At 56.8% G+C, this 14,280-nt stretch carries 10 protein-coding genes; all 10 read right to left on the bottom strand.

The features are described 5' to 3' along the window. Positions 1–62: 62 nt before the first annotated feature. Positions 63–875 (bottom strand): SDR family oxidoreductase, encoded by an 813-nt coding sequence (locus VHE34_RS02080; RefSeq protein ID WP_325584062.1) that lies wholly within the window; start codon positions 873–875, stop codon positions 63–65. After that, on the bottom strand, positions 872–1,720 hold the full coding sequence (locus VHE34_RS02075) for an amidohydrolase family protein (protein ID WP_325584060.1): 849 nt from the start codon (positions 1,718–1,720) through the stop codon (positions 872–874). Before VHE34_RS02075 ends, VHE34_RS02080 begins: the two co-directional genes overlap by 4 nt. Next, positions 1,707–2,564: a fumarylacetoacetate hydrolase family protein gene (locus VHE34_RS02070; protein WP_325584058.1), complete on the bottom strand. Its 858-nt coding sequence runs from the start codon at positions 2,562–2,564 to the stop codon at positions 1,707–1,709. The genes VHE34_RS02075 and VHE34_RS02070 overlap by 14 nt, the downstream gene beginning before the upstream one ends. Before the next feature lie 4 nt (positions 2,565–2,568). Further along, complete coding sequence (locus VHE34_RS02065; RefSeq protein ID WP_414709846.1) at positions 2,569–3,324, bottom strand: SDR family NAD(P)-dependent oxidoreductase; 756 nt, start codon at positions 3,322–3,324, stop codon at positions 2,569–2,571. A gap of 2 nt (positions 3,325–3,326) precedes the next feature. Continuing rightward, the gene (locus tag VHE34_RS02060) at positions 3,327–3,656 is read right to left on the bottom strand and encodes an L-rhamnose mutarotase (RefSeq protein WP_325584054.1); all 330 of its coding nucleotides are present in this window, start codon (positions 3,654–3,656) and stop codon (positions 3,327–3,329) included. After that, positions 3,653–4,927 carry an L-fucose:H+ symporter permease gene (gene fucP, locus VHE34_RS02055; protein ID WP_325584052.1) on the bottom strand — a complete coding sequence of 425 codons (1,275 nt, stop codon included), beginning with the start codon at positions 4,925–4,927 and terminating at the stop codon, positions 3,653–3,655. Before fucP ends, VHE34_RS02060 begins: the two co-directional genes overlap by 4 nt. 321 nt (positions 4,928–5,248) lie before the next feature. Continuing rightward, a complete protein-coding gene (locus tag VHE34_RS02050; RefSeq protein ID WP_325584050.1) occupies positions 5,249–7,456 on the bottom strand; it encodes a glycoside hydrolase family 88 protein in 2,208 nt (735 codons plus the stop codon). An 11-nt stretch (positions 7,457–7,467) separates the two neighbouring features. Continuing rightward, complete coding sequence (locus VHE34_RS02045; protein WP_325584048.1) at positions 7,468–9,558, bottom strand: hypothetical protein; 2,091 nt, start codon at positions 9,556–9,558, stop codon at positions 7,468–7,470. 8 nt (positions 9,559–9,566) lie between these two features. Further along, positions 9,567–10,322, bottom strand: coding sequence for a rhamnogalacturonan acetylesterase (locus VHE34_RS02040; RefSeq protein WP_325584046.1), 756 nt, complete (start codon positions 10,320–10,322; stop codon positions 9,567–9,569). Further along, a complete protein-coding gene (locus VHE34_RS02035; RefSeq protein ID WP_325584044.1) occupies positions 10,319–14,269 on the bottom strand; it encodes a glycosyl hydrolase in 3,951 nt (1,316 codons plus the stop codon). The genes VHE34_RS02040 and VHE34_RS02035 overlap by 4 nt, the downstream gene beginning before the upstream one ends. Positions 14,270–14,280 lie beyond the last annotated feature (11 nt).

Raw genomic sequence — 14,280 nt, 5'->3', positions numbered from 1 at the left:
CCTTTGGCGGACCGTTTGTGAAGCGCTAATGTTTGTCCTTCGGACGCGCCGACTGTGTCGGCTCAGGCTTCGGACGCGCCGACTTTGTCAGCGCCTGCTAACGCACGGTCTAAATGGACATAGCCGCCGTCGACGTGAATGAGCTGACCGGTGGTGTGGCTGGAACATTTGGATAAGAGGAAGGCCGTCATGTTGGCGATCTCTTCTGCAGTGGTCATTCGATTTTCCAGCGGGATATTTTTGACTATGGATTTGAGTTTTTCCTGGGGGTTGGGCAGGGTTTGGATCCATTTTTCATACAGCGGCGTCCAGCATTCGGCGACGATGATGGCGTTGACGCGGATACCGTATTTGAGCAGTTCCACGGCCCATTCGCGGGTGAGGGCGCTGCGGCCGCCGTTTGCCGCGGCGTAGGCGCTGGTGCCGCCCTGGCCGGTCTCGGCTGTTTTCGAGCCGATATTGACGATGGCGCCTTTGGAGGCCTTTAGTGCGAGCAGGGCGTGGTGGGCCAGCAGATAATAGTGAACAAGGTTTTTGTGGAGCGAGGCTACAAAAGCCTCATAGTTGCCGTTCTCGAGTCCTACTCCATCATTGACGCCGGCGTTGTTGACGAGGCCGTCGATGCGGCCGAAGGTATCGAGCACTGTTTTTACTGCCTGCTCGCTGGCTTTTGGGTCGGTGAGTTCGGCGACCGTCTGGTATGCTTTGCCGCCGGCGGCTTCAACCGCCGCGATGGTTGCTTTGTTATCTTTCTCATTGCGGCCGACGATAAAGGGGATCGCGCCTTCTGCGGCGAGGACTTTTACGATGCCTTCGCCGATGCCTTTTGCGCCGCCGGAGACGATGATCACCTTATCTTTTAATTCGAGGTTCATAAATTATAAAATTTTACGGCATTGCCGCCGAAGAAGGCGGCTTGCTCGTCTTTTGAAAATTGGGCGAAATAATCGCGGACTATTCCAATTACCTGATCATAGCTTGCGGCTACCAAACAGACCGGCCAGTCGGAGCCATACATTATTCTGTTTGTTCCGAAGGCTTCCACTATGGTATCGATATAGACTTTAAAGTGTTCGGGCTTCCATGCAAACCAGTCGGCTTCGGTGACCATACCGGAGATCTTGCAATAGAGGTTGGGGAAAGCGGCTACGGCGCGGATGGCGTCCTTCCATTCGTCGGTGATGTAGCGGTGTTTGATATGGGGCTTCGCGATGTGGTCGAGGACGAAGGGTTGGTCAGGGAAGGCGGCCACGAAGTCCTTTGTGTAGCCGAGCTGGTCGGGATATATTAAAATATCGTAGGTGTAGTTGTGTTTGCCAAGCGCGGCTACGCCACGCTTGAATCCAGGTTTGAGCATGAGGGCTCGATCGGTTTCACCTTGTAGCACGTGACGGAACCCTTTTAGTTTTGGGTATTTTTTGTATTGTGAAAGTGTTTCTTCGTGGCTTGGCGATTGAAGATCGATCCAGCCTACTACGCCTTTGATGAAATCGTTTTGATTGGCCAGATCCAGCAGGAAATCGGTTTCGTCGATTGATTGATCGGCCTGGACGGCGATGCAGCCATCGATCCCGTTAGCCTGCAGGATGGGGTGCAGGTCAGAAGGCAGGAAGTCGCGCCGGATCTTGTGCATTTCGTCGGTGATCCAGGTATCCCGGTTGGGATCGAACCGCCAGAAATGCTGGTGGGCGTCGATGGTTTGTGGTTTAACGGGCGACATACGCTTTTACGTTTTGCCGGGCCTGGCCCAGGTGGTCGATCCCCAGTTCGACGATGTCCCCGGGCTGGAGGTAGACGTTCGGCTTCATACCGAGTCCTACCCCGGCCGGTGTCCCGGTGGAAATGACGTCGCCGGGCAGCAGGGTCATGAACTGGCTGGTATAGGCGACGAGGAAGGGGATGTTGAAGATGAAATTCGAGGTGTTGCCATCCTGCATCTTTTTGCCATTGACGGTGAGCCAGAGGCGGAGCTTGTGCGGGTCGGCGATCTCGTCCGAGGTCGCGAGCCAGGGGCCCATGGGAGCGAAGGTGTCACAGCCTTTGCCTTTGTCCCAGGTGCCGCTGCGTTCGATCTGGAATTCGCGTTCAGAAACATCGTTGTGCAGGCAGTAACCCGCCACATACTGCAAAGCTTCGCCTTCTTCCACGTAGCTGGCTTTTTTGCCGATGACGAGAGCGAGCTCGACTTCCCAGTCCGTTTTTCTGCTGTTGCGGGGAATAACGATGTCATCGTTGGGACCGACGAGGGCGGTGGTAGACTTCATGAAGATGACCGGCTCGGGCGGCGGGGTTGCGTTTGTCTCCCTGGCATGGTCGATATAGTTGAGGCCGATGCAGACAATCTTCGAGGGCCGGGCGATGGGCGAGCCGAGTCGGGCGTCTTTGGGAAGCTCGGGGAGCTTGCCTTTGTTTTGATCTATGAACGTTTTCAGTCTTCTGAGGCCGTCGGTGGCGAAGAACCGTTCGTTATAGTCTTCGCCAAAGGCGCCGGCGTCGTATTGCTTTCCGTCAAGGATGATGCCGGGCTTTTCGTTATTGAGCTGACCGTGTCTGATGAGAAACATACTGCTAGTTATTTAGTTTTATGAACCCACCGTCGATAGGATAATCCGTGCCGGTGATAAACGAGGCTTCGTCGCTGCAAAGATAGAGGATCAGTGCGGCGATCTCTTCGGGTTTTGCCATGCGGCCGATGGGTTGGGTCTTTGATAATTTTTCAAACATCTCCTGTTCTTTCCCCGGGTAGTTCTTTTTCAGGAAACCGTCGACGAACGGAGTGTGGACACGGGCGGGGGAGATACAGTTACAGCGGATCTTGTCTTTGAGGTAGTCTTTTGCCACGGAGAGGGTCATCGAGTAGACCGCGCCTTTTGTCATCGAATAGGCGAAGCGGTCGGGGATGCCGATGGTGGCGGCGATGGAGCACATGTTGATGATGACGCCGCCGCCGTTGTTCTTCAGCAGCGGGATGGCCGCGTGGAGACAGTTGTAGACCCCTTTTATGTTGACTTTGTAGAGGCGATCCATATCGGCTTCTTCGGTGGATTCGGCGGTGCCGATGTGGGATACGCCGGCGCTGTTGACGAGGATATCGAGTTTTGGGAGGCTGGCGAAGATCTTGTTTGTCTGTTGTTGGTCTGAGAGGTCGGCGATGAGCGCTGTGACTTTGCTGCCGATTTCCCGTACCGTTTCGTTTGCCTGGTCTTCGTTGATATCGGCCACATACACGGTGGCGCCTTGCTTTGCCAGCAGGATGGCGACGGCTTTGCCGATGCCACTGCCTGCCCCTGTTACGACTGCGTGTTTCCCTGTTAAACTAAACATCATTATTTCAATTCAAATATTTTGTTCATGAGCCGCCATTTTTCGCCGGGGCGGCCGCCGGGTATTGCGAGCTGGTATTTCCACATAAGGTGTTCCCATTTTTCGACGGCGGGGTTGGCGGCGTCGGCGGCGGTTTTCTTTTCGAAGCTGAAGGTTGCGTTTGTCTCCATGATCATGAAGAGGCGGTTCTCCAGCCGGTAAATTTCCATCTGCGTGATCCCGCTGTCCAGGATGCTAGCTTTTATTTCGGGCCAGACCTCGCGGTGCCAGTTCTCATATTCGGCGATGAGGGCCGGGTCGGATCGAAGGTCGAGAGCGAGGCAGTATCTCATGCGAGCGCGGGTTGGGGTTTTTTAATGGGTTTGATCTTATATCCTTTTATTCCAAAATAGAGGATGAAGAGGAAACAGATCAGGGGCATGATATAGGCGGTTTGCATACTTCCGGTCTTATCGGAGATGAGCCCCATCATCACGGGGGTGAAGGCGCCGCCGATGATGGCCATCACGAGGAAGGAGGAGGCCAGTTTGGTCTCTTCACCGAGATCCTTGATGCCCAGGGCGAAGATGGTCGGGAACATGATGGACATGAAGAAGGGCGTCAGCATCAGGGTATAGACGGCAATGCGGCCGTGGGTCATCAGCGCGATGGCGACCAGGCAAATGTTGATCACTGCGTAGATGGTAAGCAGACGGGCGGGTTTTACAAAACGCATGAAGTAGGTGCCGAGGAATCGCCCGGCCATGAAGCCGACCATAGCGATCGTCTGCAGGTTGCCCGCCTCTTTTTCGGGGATATCGGCCGCTTGTTTTGCGAAACGGATGAAGAAGCCAAGGATGCCGGCCTGTGCGCCGACGTAGAAGAATTCGCCGATGGCGGCCCAGCGGACGTGCGAGAACCGTAGGATACTGAGGGAGAATTTCGAGGTGCTATGCGCGTCTTCGGTGGTTTCCGTCACTTCCGGAAGTTTTGAGCGAATGAAAAGGATCGCGAGGAGGACGAGGAGGACGGCGATGATCAGGTAAACAGGTTTGAAGGAACCGGCTTCGAATTGAAGATAGGCTTCCAGCTGGCCTTTTGCTTTCAGGGCATCGAGTTCGGCCTGGGTATGTTCGATACCTGACAGGATGAAATGTGTGCCGATGAAGGGGGCGACGACGGCGCCGAGGCCATTAAAGGATTGAGCCAGGTTGAGACGTTGTTCGGAAGTTTCGGGTTTGCCGAGGATCGTTGCGTAGGGGTTGGCCATGGTCTCGAGGAAGGCCGCTCCGCTGGCGGCGATGAAGATGGCCAGGAGGAAGAGGGGGAGGTCGCGGCTATCGGCGGCGGGCAGAAAGAGCAGGGCGCCGGCGGCGAAGAGGAAGAGGCCGAAGATGATGCCTTTTTTATAGCCGAAGCGATGGGCGAAGAGTCCGGCGGGGATAGCTGCGGTGAAATAGGCCAGATAGAGTGCCAGGTCCGGAAGGGAGGACTGGGTGTCGGTCAGGTGGCAGACCTTTTTCAGTTGGGGGATCAATATTCCATTGATGTTATGGAGAAATGCCCACATGAAAAAAAGGGTGCAAATGAGGATGAATGGAAGTAAGTACTTGTTTTTTGACATGCTATCGTTTGTTTAATTTCTGACCTCCGGTCGATCCGCCTCCAGCGGCTCAGACTCCCAAAGAAAACTATTTTCGGTGGAGAATCAACCACTTATGTTATCCGAATATTAAGTTATTTTAACCTGTTTCCAGGCAATTTAGGGTAAAACGAGGAATAAAACCCCTATACAAAGTTATCTTTATCCGCATCGGGGAATCATGATCGCGGCTACCGCGGCCAATACCAGGAACCTGGACAACAGCCGGAATCTTTGGCGGTTTTTGACCTATGGGGTCTCGAAGGAGAATCAGATCCTTGCGATAAAGGCCGGGTTTCTCTTTTATTGTGACGAATGATGCACCAATTGCTTATCGGCGAAGTTCATGTACTCCTGCCAGTCGTATAGCGTGAGGTCGTGCTTACCGTTGCGGATATGATAGCGAATGGTCTCCCCGACGGGATGCTCCAGTGCGGGCATTTCGGCGGTTTCGAGACCTTTCTTTTTGTAGAGATGGTATACGGGATCGGCGAGTTGTGCGCTGAGGAATTCGCCCTGGGGGTCCGACCATTGGTCGCCGATGGCGCTGGCGACATAGAGGGGGCGGGGGGCGATCAGCGACAGGAGTTGGAATTGATCGGTTGGCATGGCGGCGGGGTCGCTGCCGAACTGTTTGTAGTTTGCGCCGAACCACCAGGGGAATTTGTCGTTGATGATGGCGATGGTCTCGCCGTAGTCGCGTTTGCCGAGGGCGGCGCCGCCTTCGCCGGATTCATTGGAGATCGCCATGGCGAATCGTCTGTCATTTGCGGCGGCCCAGAGGGCGGCTTTGCCGAGGCGGGAGTGGCCAATGACGATGAGTTGTTTGGGGTTTATTCCTTTGACTGTTTGCAGGTAGTCGACCATGCGGCTGAGGCCCCAGGCCCATGCGCCCATGGCGCTCCATTCCCAGGGTTGGATATCGAGGGGTGTTGCCAGGCGGGTGCGGATGCCTGTTTGCCAGCCGTCGGCGCGGTCGGGTTCTACGTCCCAGTACCAGGCGACGGCTACGGCGAAGCCACGTTTGAGGATCTCTTGTATTGGCCATTGGGACGAGGTTTCGGTTTGGGCGTTGGGCGTGAAGCTGTAACCGACGAAGACGGGGACGGGGCCTTTGGCGTTTTTGGGGAGGAAGAGGAGCATGTGGATGCCGGCGGTGTCGCCGGGTTGGTAGCGAAGGGTGATCTCGCCCGGGCGATCCTCTTTTGTGGTGAGCGAATACTTTTTTTCGGGCATGCGGCCGTAGACGTTTTTGGCGAATTCCTGCAGGAGCGCCGGGCGTTGGTTTGATTCCCAGTCTTTGACGGTGGTCAGGTTTACTTTCGGCTCTTCGTAGGGTGGTACTTTCGACGGGTCCATATTTGCGGCCGGCGGGTTGCATATCTGATACACTTCGCTGCCGGCGAGGAGGAAGCAGCCGAGGCCATAGTCTTCGAAGTCGGGGATCTTGTCATAGGTGACGGGTTGTCCATCTTTCGGCTCCTTGCCGGTGCCCTGGACCCAGCCGAGCATGCCGTTGGGATGGAGGGAATTCCCGACCATGGCGAGCCAGGCTTTGGCGACGACGGGATAGTATTGCTTCTTGTCGAGATAACCTTGTCTTATTCCCCAGGCCAGGCCGTATGTGAAGAGGGCGGTGCCGGTGAGTTCCCTGCCGCCGAAGTGGGTGCTGTCGTGGAGGCTGCAGTTCCAATACCCGTCGGCGCGTTGAAGCGGAACGATGGCGCCGATCATGTCTTTATAGTCCTGCAGGTATTCGGCGCGGTGGGGATCGTTGAGCGGAAGGATGCTTAATACGCGGACCAGGGCGGCGAGGACCCAGCCGTTGCCGCGGCTCCAGTAGCAATTCCGGCCGTTGGGTTCCTTGTAGGGGGGAACGAAATCCTTGTCGCGCCACCAGAGATGTTCCTGTGCGTTATAGAGGCCGTTGGCGCCGTGGACCGTCTTTGTATAATGATAGAGATCGTACATCTTCCGGAAATAGGAAGTGTCATGATAGAGGACTCCGAGGCGGGTGAAGACGGGCATGGCCATCTGGATCGCGTCGATCCAGTGCCAGTCATCGGCCTTGTCGCTGTGGACGAGGTTGTCCATGGTGGCCTTTATGGAGTCGATGCGTTGGGGTTGCGGATCCAAATTGTACAGATCGATCCAGGTCTGGCCGGCGCACTGGTCGTCGGCGTCGCGGTCTTTTATCCCGTTGCGGGGGGTCCAGTGGTGTTTGTTCCCCCAGTCGATGGCGTAGTCGAGGTATTCTTTTTTGGGATCGATGGAATGGAGGGCCATGAGGCCTTCGTAGTAGACGGCGCGGGTCCAGATATGGCTCGGTCTTGCTATGTTCGTGACGATTGGGGTGCCCGGGTCGGGCCATTTTTGCATGAAGTAGGTGTTGGCGAGGCGCATGGCTTTCAAGACGTCTTGTTGCGCCGGTTCCATAAGTTTCGCGGATTGCGCGGCAGCTGACGCTGCCGCGGTGATCAGGAAGAGGAGGAGAAATGATCTTTGTTGCATCGTGTTTTATTTTAGGGAAGGGGTCGCAGGCCCTCCCATTTTACTTTCCATTTTCCATTTTTCGGGATGCCGGGGTTCGGGGTTGTGCACCCATCGTAGCCTGCGCACATCAGCGCGACAGCTGTGAGGAGGCCGCCGTTACCGGGCAGATAGAGCCGGAGGCGGTCGTCCTGGTAGTTATGACCATTTGGAAGGTACGTATTCTTTTGGACCGGCATGAGTAATGCGTCGATGGCTTGTTCGGGCAGGCCGAGGCGGGTGGCGGTCATGGCGACGAGGGGATAGTCCCAGCCCCAGGTGGATGTCCAGTCCCAGTTGTGCAGGACCCAGTCGAAGGTTTTGTGCATTCTCAGGGTATCGAGGCCTTCTGTTTTGGGGAGAAAGCCATAAGTGGCGAGGACGACGGGGTGGTCGCCGCGGTAGCGGGGGTTGGTGTAGGCGTCGGTGGCGGTTTCCGTGGGGTAGTAGAGGCTGTCGTGCTGTGGGAGGGTGGCGAGGTTATCGATTACGATCTGCCAGTGGGGATCGGGCTTTTGATTTCGACGGATGCGCCATTGCTGCGCGGTTTGCAGCGCCCAGCGCCAGTAGGCGAGTTCGAAGATGGGGTTGATGGTGCTGTCCGCTTTAAAGCGTTCCTGGGCGGGGATGAGTTCGGGGCCGAGGGTGTAGTGATGTGTTGTACTGTCGTACCAGGTGTAAGAGGCCATGAATTCCGCTGTTGCGTCGACGAGGGGGGCGTATTTTCTTGTTACCGCTGCTTTGTCGCTTGCCGCGCGCCAGGCGAGTTCAGCGAGATGGATGAAATGCGGTTGTTGCCAGATGAGGAAGGCGCCGACGGAGCTTGGGCCTTCGTGTCCTCCCGGGTCGGTCATCTTTTGCCAGCGATAGCCTTTGTATCCCTGGCGATTGGCGAGCGCTTTTGCGCTATCGGCGGCTTTGAAATACCAGTCGAGAGAGTGTTCGAGGAGTTCGGGTTGGTTCCAGAGAGCAAACTGGGCTTCATGCCACCAGTGCATTTCGAGATGGGGGCGGCCGTACCAGCTGTTGTAGGTGAGGCCCGTTTCCTGCGGGGGAGTGTTTGCCGCGTCCTGGATGCGGAGCAGGTATTGCGATAGGACGATGCGGCGTTCGAATTCGGGGGCGCGGGCGTCGGTGCTGCCGGAGAAGTCGACGGCGGCGGCGGTTTGCCAATAGTGTTGCCAGAAGCGGGCGGAGGCGGCTTCCACCTGTGACCAGCCTTGCGGCTGGTATGGGGCGGATGGGGTAAAGAGGGCGACGAAGGAGAAACTGTCTTTTGGAGCAGGGTCGAACAGGAAATAATGTGGTTGGGTTTGGGTACAGGTTGCGTTGCTATAGGTTGTCTGAACGTAATAGCGTGTTGTGTCCAGTTGGTGTTTGATAAGAGTTCGAGTGCCTGATGAGTTTATAACGGTGCTGATGTGGGCTTCGGGATGCGTCCAGTTGTCACCGTTGTCGGTGAAGTCGTTGGTTGGACAGGGAAAGCGGAGGCGAATCTGGATGCGGTGTTGTTGGAGGAGGGGCGAGATGATGTTTACGGCGATAGCATCGGTGTTTGGGTCGGCGACGGTGGAGACGTCGACGGGTATGCCTTCCAGCGTGAAATGACTTTTTATCTCACCGGTGTATAGGATGAGTTCCTGGTGGATGTCTTTGATGTCTGTGAGTTTGGCGGGGGTGCTGTCTTGTTTTTTTAATTCCAGGCCGATATTACCGAGCTGGAGGCGGTGGGGGTTCTCGCGGAAATAGTCGATGGCTTTGTTTTTTCCCTGGACGCTATAGGTGACTTCTTTACCATGAACGTTGTAGGATTGGAGGGTTTGGCTGAATTCATAGTTGCCGGTATTGGGAAAGCTGTGCCAGCCCCATTCGGACTCGGTGCCGACGGGGATGCCTTTGTCATACTCTTCGGGAAAGGATTGCAGGCCGGTGATGTCGACGGTGAAGGCGAAGTGGCCGTTGCCGACGGAAAGGGCGCCGAGAGAGTCGGCTTTTGTGTTGATGGGGTTGTGGCGGGAGACGAGTGCGTGACGATCGATCGGGGTGTCGATGGAGGAGAGGATCAGAAATAATATGAGCGGCATTATGTGCATCAACGGAGATATTTTGCCAGCGGGAGTCCTTTTTGTTGGAGCAGGCCGGTGACGACGGCGTTGGCGTTTAATTTTGCGCCGGCTTCATTGGTATGGGTATGATCGCCGGGGAAGAAATCCTTCACTTTGCCGGGTCCGAGCTGGTCGTATTGATCGGCGATGATGGCGTTGAGATCGATGAAGTACGCGCCGGTGGATTGCGCGGTTTGCCGGGCCCAGCCGCCGTAGTCGGCGCCGGCGCGGAGGACCTTGTTATCCTTGAACATATTGCGGGGGATAGGGCTGCAGATGATCGGGATGGCGCCTTTTGCCTTTATGTCGGCGACGTATTTGCGCATATACCAGCCATAGGTATGAACGGTTTCGTTGACTTTCCTTATCGGGTTGTAGATGTTGCTGCTATCTTCGCCGATGCCTTTGATCGTGCCGCGGGCCCGGGCGGTATCGTCGAGGGGGCCGCCATCGTTATGACCGAATTGCATGATGACGTAGTCGCCCGGTTTGAGTTGTTCCAGGACGATGTCCCAGTGTCCTTCGGTGACAAAGGTGCGGCTGCTGCGGCCGCCGAGGGCGTAGTTGCGAACGGCGATCTTTGTCGTGTCGAAGGATTCGTCGAGGAAGCTGCCCCAGCCCCAAAGGCTGCCGTCGCCCTTGCCTTTGCCGTTCTTTACGGTGGAGTCGCCGATGATGTAGAGCGTTGGGCGACTTTGCTGTGCAAAGATCGCAAATAGGAGAAGAAAGGCCAGCCTGGTCATAGTTCGGTATTTTTTATTTGGAGGGTTGAGCCATCCTTTGTGTGGATGTCGAGCTTTTCGATCTTCCAGTCTTTTGCGAAGCTGATCTCGCCGGCTGTGACCGCATTGATCGAGCCGGTGTCGATATGGACGCCGGTGATGAGGGACTGTTCCAGACCGGTAGCGGAGATGGCCTTTTTTGCGCTGCCGACCACGATGTTCGATATTTCGATGTCCCTGAAATGGGGCGTGCCCTTCTCCGCGGGTTCGACCTTGTGCAGCATCGTTTTCCAATGGGTGGGGATGGAGTCGGGGTTGTAGCCGGGCGGAAGGGTGGAATAGCTATAGGCCGGGTTCCAGTTCATCGTGAAGAGGATCGCGTTGCCGACGCTGTCCATGTGGATGTTGCGGACGTGAATATCTTCCACTGTTCCCCCACGAGTGGTTGCCGACTTGATATGAAAGCCGTTGCCTGTGCCTTTTGCCGTGAGGTCGGTGGCGAGGACGTGGCGGATGCCGCCGGAGGTCTCGCTGCCGATGGTGAGGAGGCCCCCACCCTTTCGGGCCGTGCAATGGCGGATGACCACGTATTCCGTGGGGCGATTGACACGAAGTCCGTCCCAGTCGCGGCCGGCCTTTAGACAAAAGTCGTCGTCGTTGCAGTCGATGTCACAATTTTGCACCAACACCCAGGTGGACGAGTCGATGTCTACGCCATCGGTGCTGGGGCCGTGGCCGTTCTCGTTGTTGCGGACGACGATGCCATCGACGGTCACATATTTCGAGTAGAGTAGCTGGACGGTCCAGAATCCGGCGTCGATGAATTTGAGTCCTTTTATGGTGATGTCCTCCGAGTTCTGGACCAGCAGGGTCCGGACGCGTTTGGCGTCGTAGTCGACGATCCAGCGGAGACCTTTAGGGTCATAGGTCTTGCGCATGTTCCAGTATTTATCCCAACAGAATTTGCCGCGGGCGTTGACGACGCCTTCGCCGGTGAGGGCGGCTTTTTTTACGCCGATGATGTTGATGAGGGCTGCGGGCCAGCGCATTTCTATTCCGGCGATGCGGGTGTCGATCTCGGGATAGTCGGCGAAATTCTCGCTGCCGATCAGCTCGACATCCTTTGCGATGTTCAGGGTGACGCCGGCTTTTATGAATATCGATCCGGTGAGGTATTTGCCGGGGGCGAAGGTAACGGTGCCGCCGCCGTTGGCGGCTACCCGGTCGATGGTGGATTGGATGGATTGGGTGGACAGGGTTTGTCCTGTGTTGTCGGCGCCCTTTACTTCGGTGATCGTGGTGATCGGCGGCGCGCTGCGCGCGCCGACTTTGGTGATCCAATCGAGGTCGCTATTTTTTAGGGGTGTAAGGGTGATTGGCCCCAACAGGCCTTCTTCGATGGGTGTCCATTTGGAGGCATCGAAGAGACCGTCGGCGCCGCGGTTGGCCCGGTCATGAGCGGGGAAGTTGGTGTTATAAAATTTCTTCCAGGGAATGTGTCGGCGATCCATTTCTATGATGTGGTTGACCATGCCGCCTCTGACGGTGATTGCGAGGGTATTCCGGGCCTTGAGGCGCTCCGCGGGGATCGTGATGCGGTATTCGGGGCCGATCAGTGTTGCCAGGGGTTGACCGTTGAGGCTGACCTCGGCGTTGCGGACGACTTTGCCCAGATCGAGCAGCCAGGCAGCGGCGTCAGCGGTGGGGCGATCGAAGGCGAGGGTATACTTCATGGAGTCTACGAACGGTTCGTGGTGGGGAACGGCTATGGAGATGGATGAACCTGAAGGACTGTAGTACGCGAAGAGCGGGCCCCGGGGAGCGACGTTGGTTTCGACGAGACAGGTCTCGCCGGGACGAAGTTGCAGATAGACGGAGTGATCGTTTGTTTTTGCCAGGCCCTTTTCGCCGGTCATCGGATCGAAGATGCCGGCGGCGGTGAAATTCGTATTTAGGGGGACAAAGCCGGAAAAGGGTTTCAAGCTTTTGTTGACGATAAAATAGACCTTGCCGTTGCCGTAATTGCGGCGGATGCAGGCGAGGCTGTCATCGACAAGGGTTTCGCGGGCCGTGTTCTTTAACAGGGAAGAGAGATCGGCGCTGACGGGAAAGGAGAAATGTGGGTAGGTAGGGGGATTGAGGCCGGGGGCGCTGGTGGGGGAATGTTTGTAAACTAAGATGTTGATGCCTTGCTTTTGAAGCGAAATAAGTTTTTGGATAGTTGGCGCCGGCATGTATTGGCAGGCAGGGATGAGAATTGTTTTGTATTGTGGGGGGAGGGTTTGTTGCAATTGTTTGTCGGATATGTAGTCGAACCCATACCCGTGGGACTGGAGGTATTCCGCACATTCTTTGAAACCTGTGTTGGTGAACTCCGGGTCCATCCGATCATAGTGCTTCAACAGCGCATTGCCGGGTTCGGACCAGCTGTCGTAGATGGGGAAGTAGAGAAGAACATCGTTGTCGGGGGACCCTTGTTGGAGGAAGGACTGCACGCGGCTGACGTAGCGATTCAGGGTCGGGAAGTCGGGCCAGGAGGGGTCGTTTGGCGTAAAGTGGACGGAGGCATAGAAGAGCCAGCCGGGAAAGGGGTCATTCACCGGCGTGTAGGCGGTACCGTGGTAGAAGACATGGTTGACCCCGCCGAGGAAGAATCCGTCGAGGGCTTTTTTTACGTCGCTGTAGGTGCTGAGGAAATGTTCGTCGAGCCAGGTAACCGTCTCGGCGGAGGCGAGGCGTTTGCCGGTGACGTGGGCGGCGGAGGTGGCGAATTTATAGCGCAGGATATCCTGGCCTTCGGTTTCGGGGATATCGCTGGCGGCATAGAGATCGAGGATATTGGCGGGCGATCCATGGGCCTGGTTGCGGATGAGGGCGCCTTTGGAATGGGCCCAGTCGTGCCAGGGTTGAGTGAACTGTTCGAGGAGGAGATCGGAGATGGTCTCGCGGTAGTCGCAGAGAACCCGGCTGTTGTTCTCTTTTGTGTCGCGGCCGAAGAGGGCGGGCAGGTGTTGGCGGAGATCGTAGCCGCGGAGGCGTCGGAAGGCCGCGAGGAAACCTGCCGTCCAGTTGGATTGGCCGCGGGAGTCATCCACTTCGTAGCTATCGTTGAAGAAGCTGCGCAGAGGGGACAGGTTGTGACCGGTGAAGGCCGTGTCGAAACGGCTAAGGTATTTGCGGAGGGCCTTTGCCGAAAAATGATCGATGACGTTGCCTTCGGCGCCGGGCGCCGCGCGTTCGACCATCTTGCCGTGCCAGCCCAGGAAGAGGCCATAGAGGGTCCAGGTACCGCCGGCGGGGGCCGTCCAGCGGAGATGGCCGGTGGCATCGACCTTATCGGTGATGTCGAGGATTGTGCCGGTGGAGGAATAGGCCATCAGGGTCTGCAGGGGTGCGGGGTCGGGGAAGCGCACCTGGAAGAGGGCGAGCGCCTGGAGGTCGTCGTTGGTGAAGACGGGTTCTTTCAACTGATCGATGGTGGTGGCCCGGCCGTCCGTATGGACATAGGCTTCCTGGCGGTAGCCGATGGTCATGCTGTCGGGGAGGGCGCCGCCGCCGGGAAGGGTCCAGGTGGTTACGAACAGTTCGCGGCAGGCGTAGGCCGAGTCGATCAGCGGACCGCCGCCGAAGGGCCAGCCCGTCCCGGTGGACATATCGAGTCCGAGGCCGAGGCGTTTGGTTTCCTGCAGGGTGAACGAAAACAGGTCCATCCATTTTGGCGAAAGGTAGTCGACGAACTGGCGCTCGTAGCCTTTTACGCCATAGATGGGCGTGAGCTCGAGCCCGCCAAGCCCGGCGTCATGGTATTCTTGCAGATTGGCGGTAAGGTCCGGCGGGTTGACGGCGCTGCCCATCCACCACCACCGGGTCCAGGGTTTTGTCTGTTCGGTAATAGCGGGCCACTGAAGCTGGGCGCGGAGGGTAAGGGGCAGGATCAAGATGAAAATAAGGCGGACTGAGCGCTGCATGGGACGAATGG

This window comes from Puia sp. (genome assembly GCF_035546395.1).
Lineage (GTDB): Bacteria > Bacteroidota > Bacteroidia > Chitinophagales > Chitinophagaceae > Puia.
The sequence above is the reverse complement of the archived record's forward strand: the minus strand, read 5'-3'. Positions and strand labels throughout refer to the sequence as shown.

What these genes read in the sequence shown, in the direction of transcription:
- VHE34_RS02040 (WP_325584046.1), bottom strand. Translation starts at nt 10,322, where the DNA reads ATGACCAGGCTGGCCTTTCTTCTCCTATTTGCGATCTTTGCACAGCAA.
- VHE34_RS02070 (WP_325584058.1), bottom strand. Translation starts at nt 2,564, where the DNA reads ATGTTTCTCATCAGACACGGTCAGCTCAATAACGAAAAGCCCGGCATC.
- VHE34_RS02045 (WP_325584048.1), bottom strand. Translation starts at nt 9,558, where the DNA reads ATGCCGCTCATATTATTTCTGATCCTCTCCTCCATCGACACCCCGATC.
- VHE34_RS02080 (WP_325584062.1), bottom strand. Translation starts at nt 875, where the DNA reads ATGAACCTCGAATTAAAAGATAAGGTGATCATCGTCTCCGGCGGCGCA.
- VHE34_RS02065 (WP_414709846.1), bottom strand. Translation starts at nt 3,324, where the DNA reads ATGTTTAGTTTAACAGGGAAACACGCAGTCGTAACAGGGGCAGGCAGT.
- VHE34_RS02060 (WP_325584054.1), bottom strand. Translation starts at nt 3,656, where the DNA reads ATGAGATACTGCCTCGCTCTCGACCTTCGATCCGACCCGGCCCTCATC.
- VHE34_RS02050 (WP_325584050.1), bottom strand. Translation starts at nt 7,456, where the DNA reads ATGCAACAAAGATCATTTCTCCTCCTCTTCCTGATCACCGCGGCAGCG.
- VHE34_RS02035 (WP_325584044.1), bottom strand. Translation starts at nt 14,269, where the DNA reads ATGCAGCGCTCAGTCCGCCTTATTTTCATCTTGATCCTGCCCCTTACC.
- VHE34_RS02075 (WP_325584060.1), bottom strand. Translation starts at nt 1,720, where the DNA reads ATGTCGCCCGTTAAACCACAAACCATCGACGCCCACCAGCATTTCTGG.
- fucP (WP_325584052.1), bottom strand. Translation starts at nt 4,927, where the DNA reads ATGTCAAAAAACAAGTACTTACTTCCATTCATCCTCATTTGCACCCTT.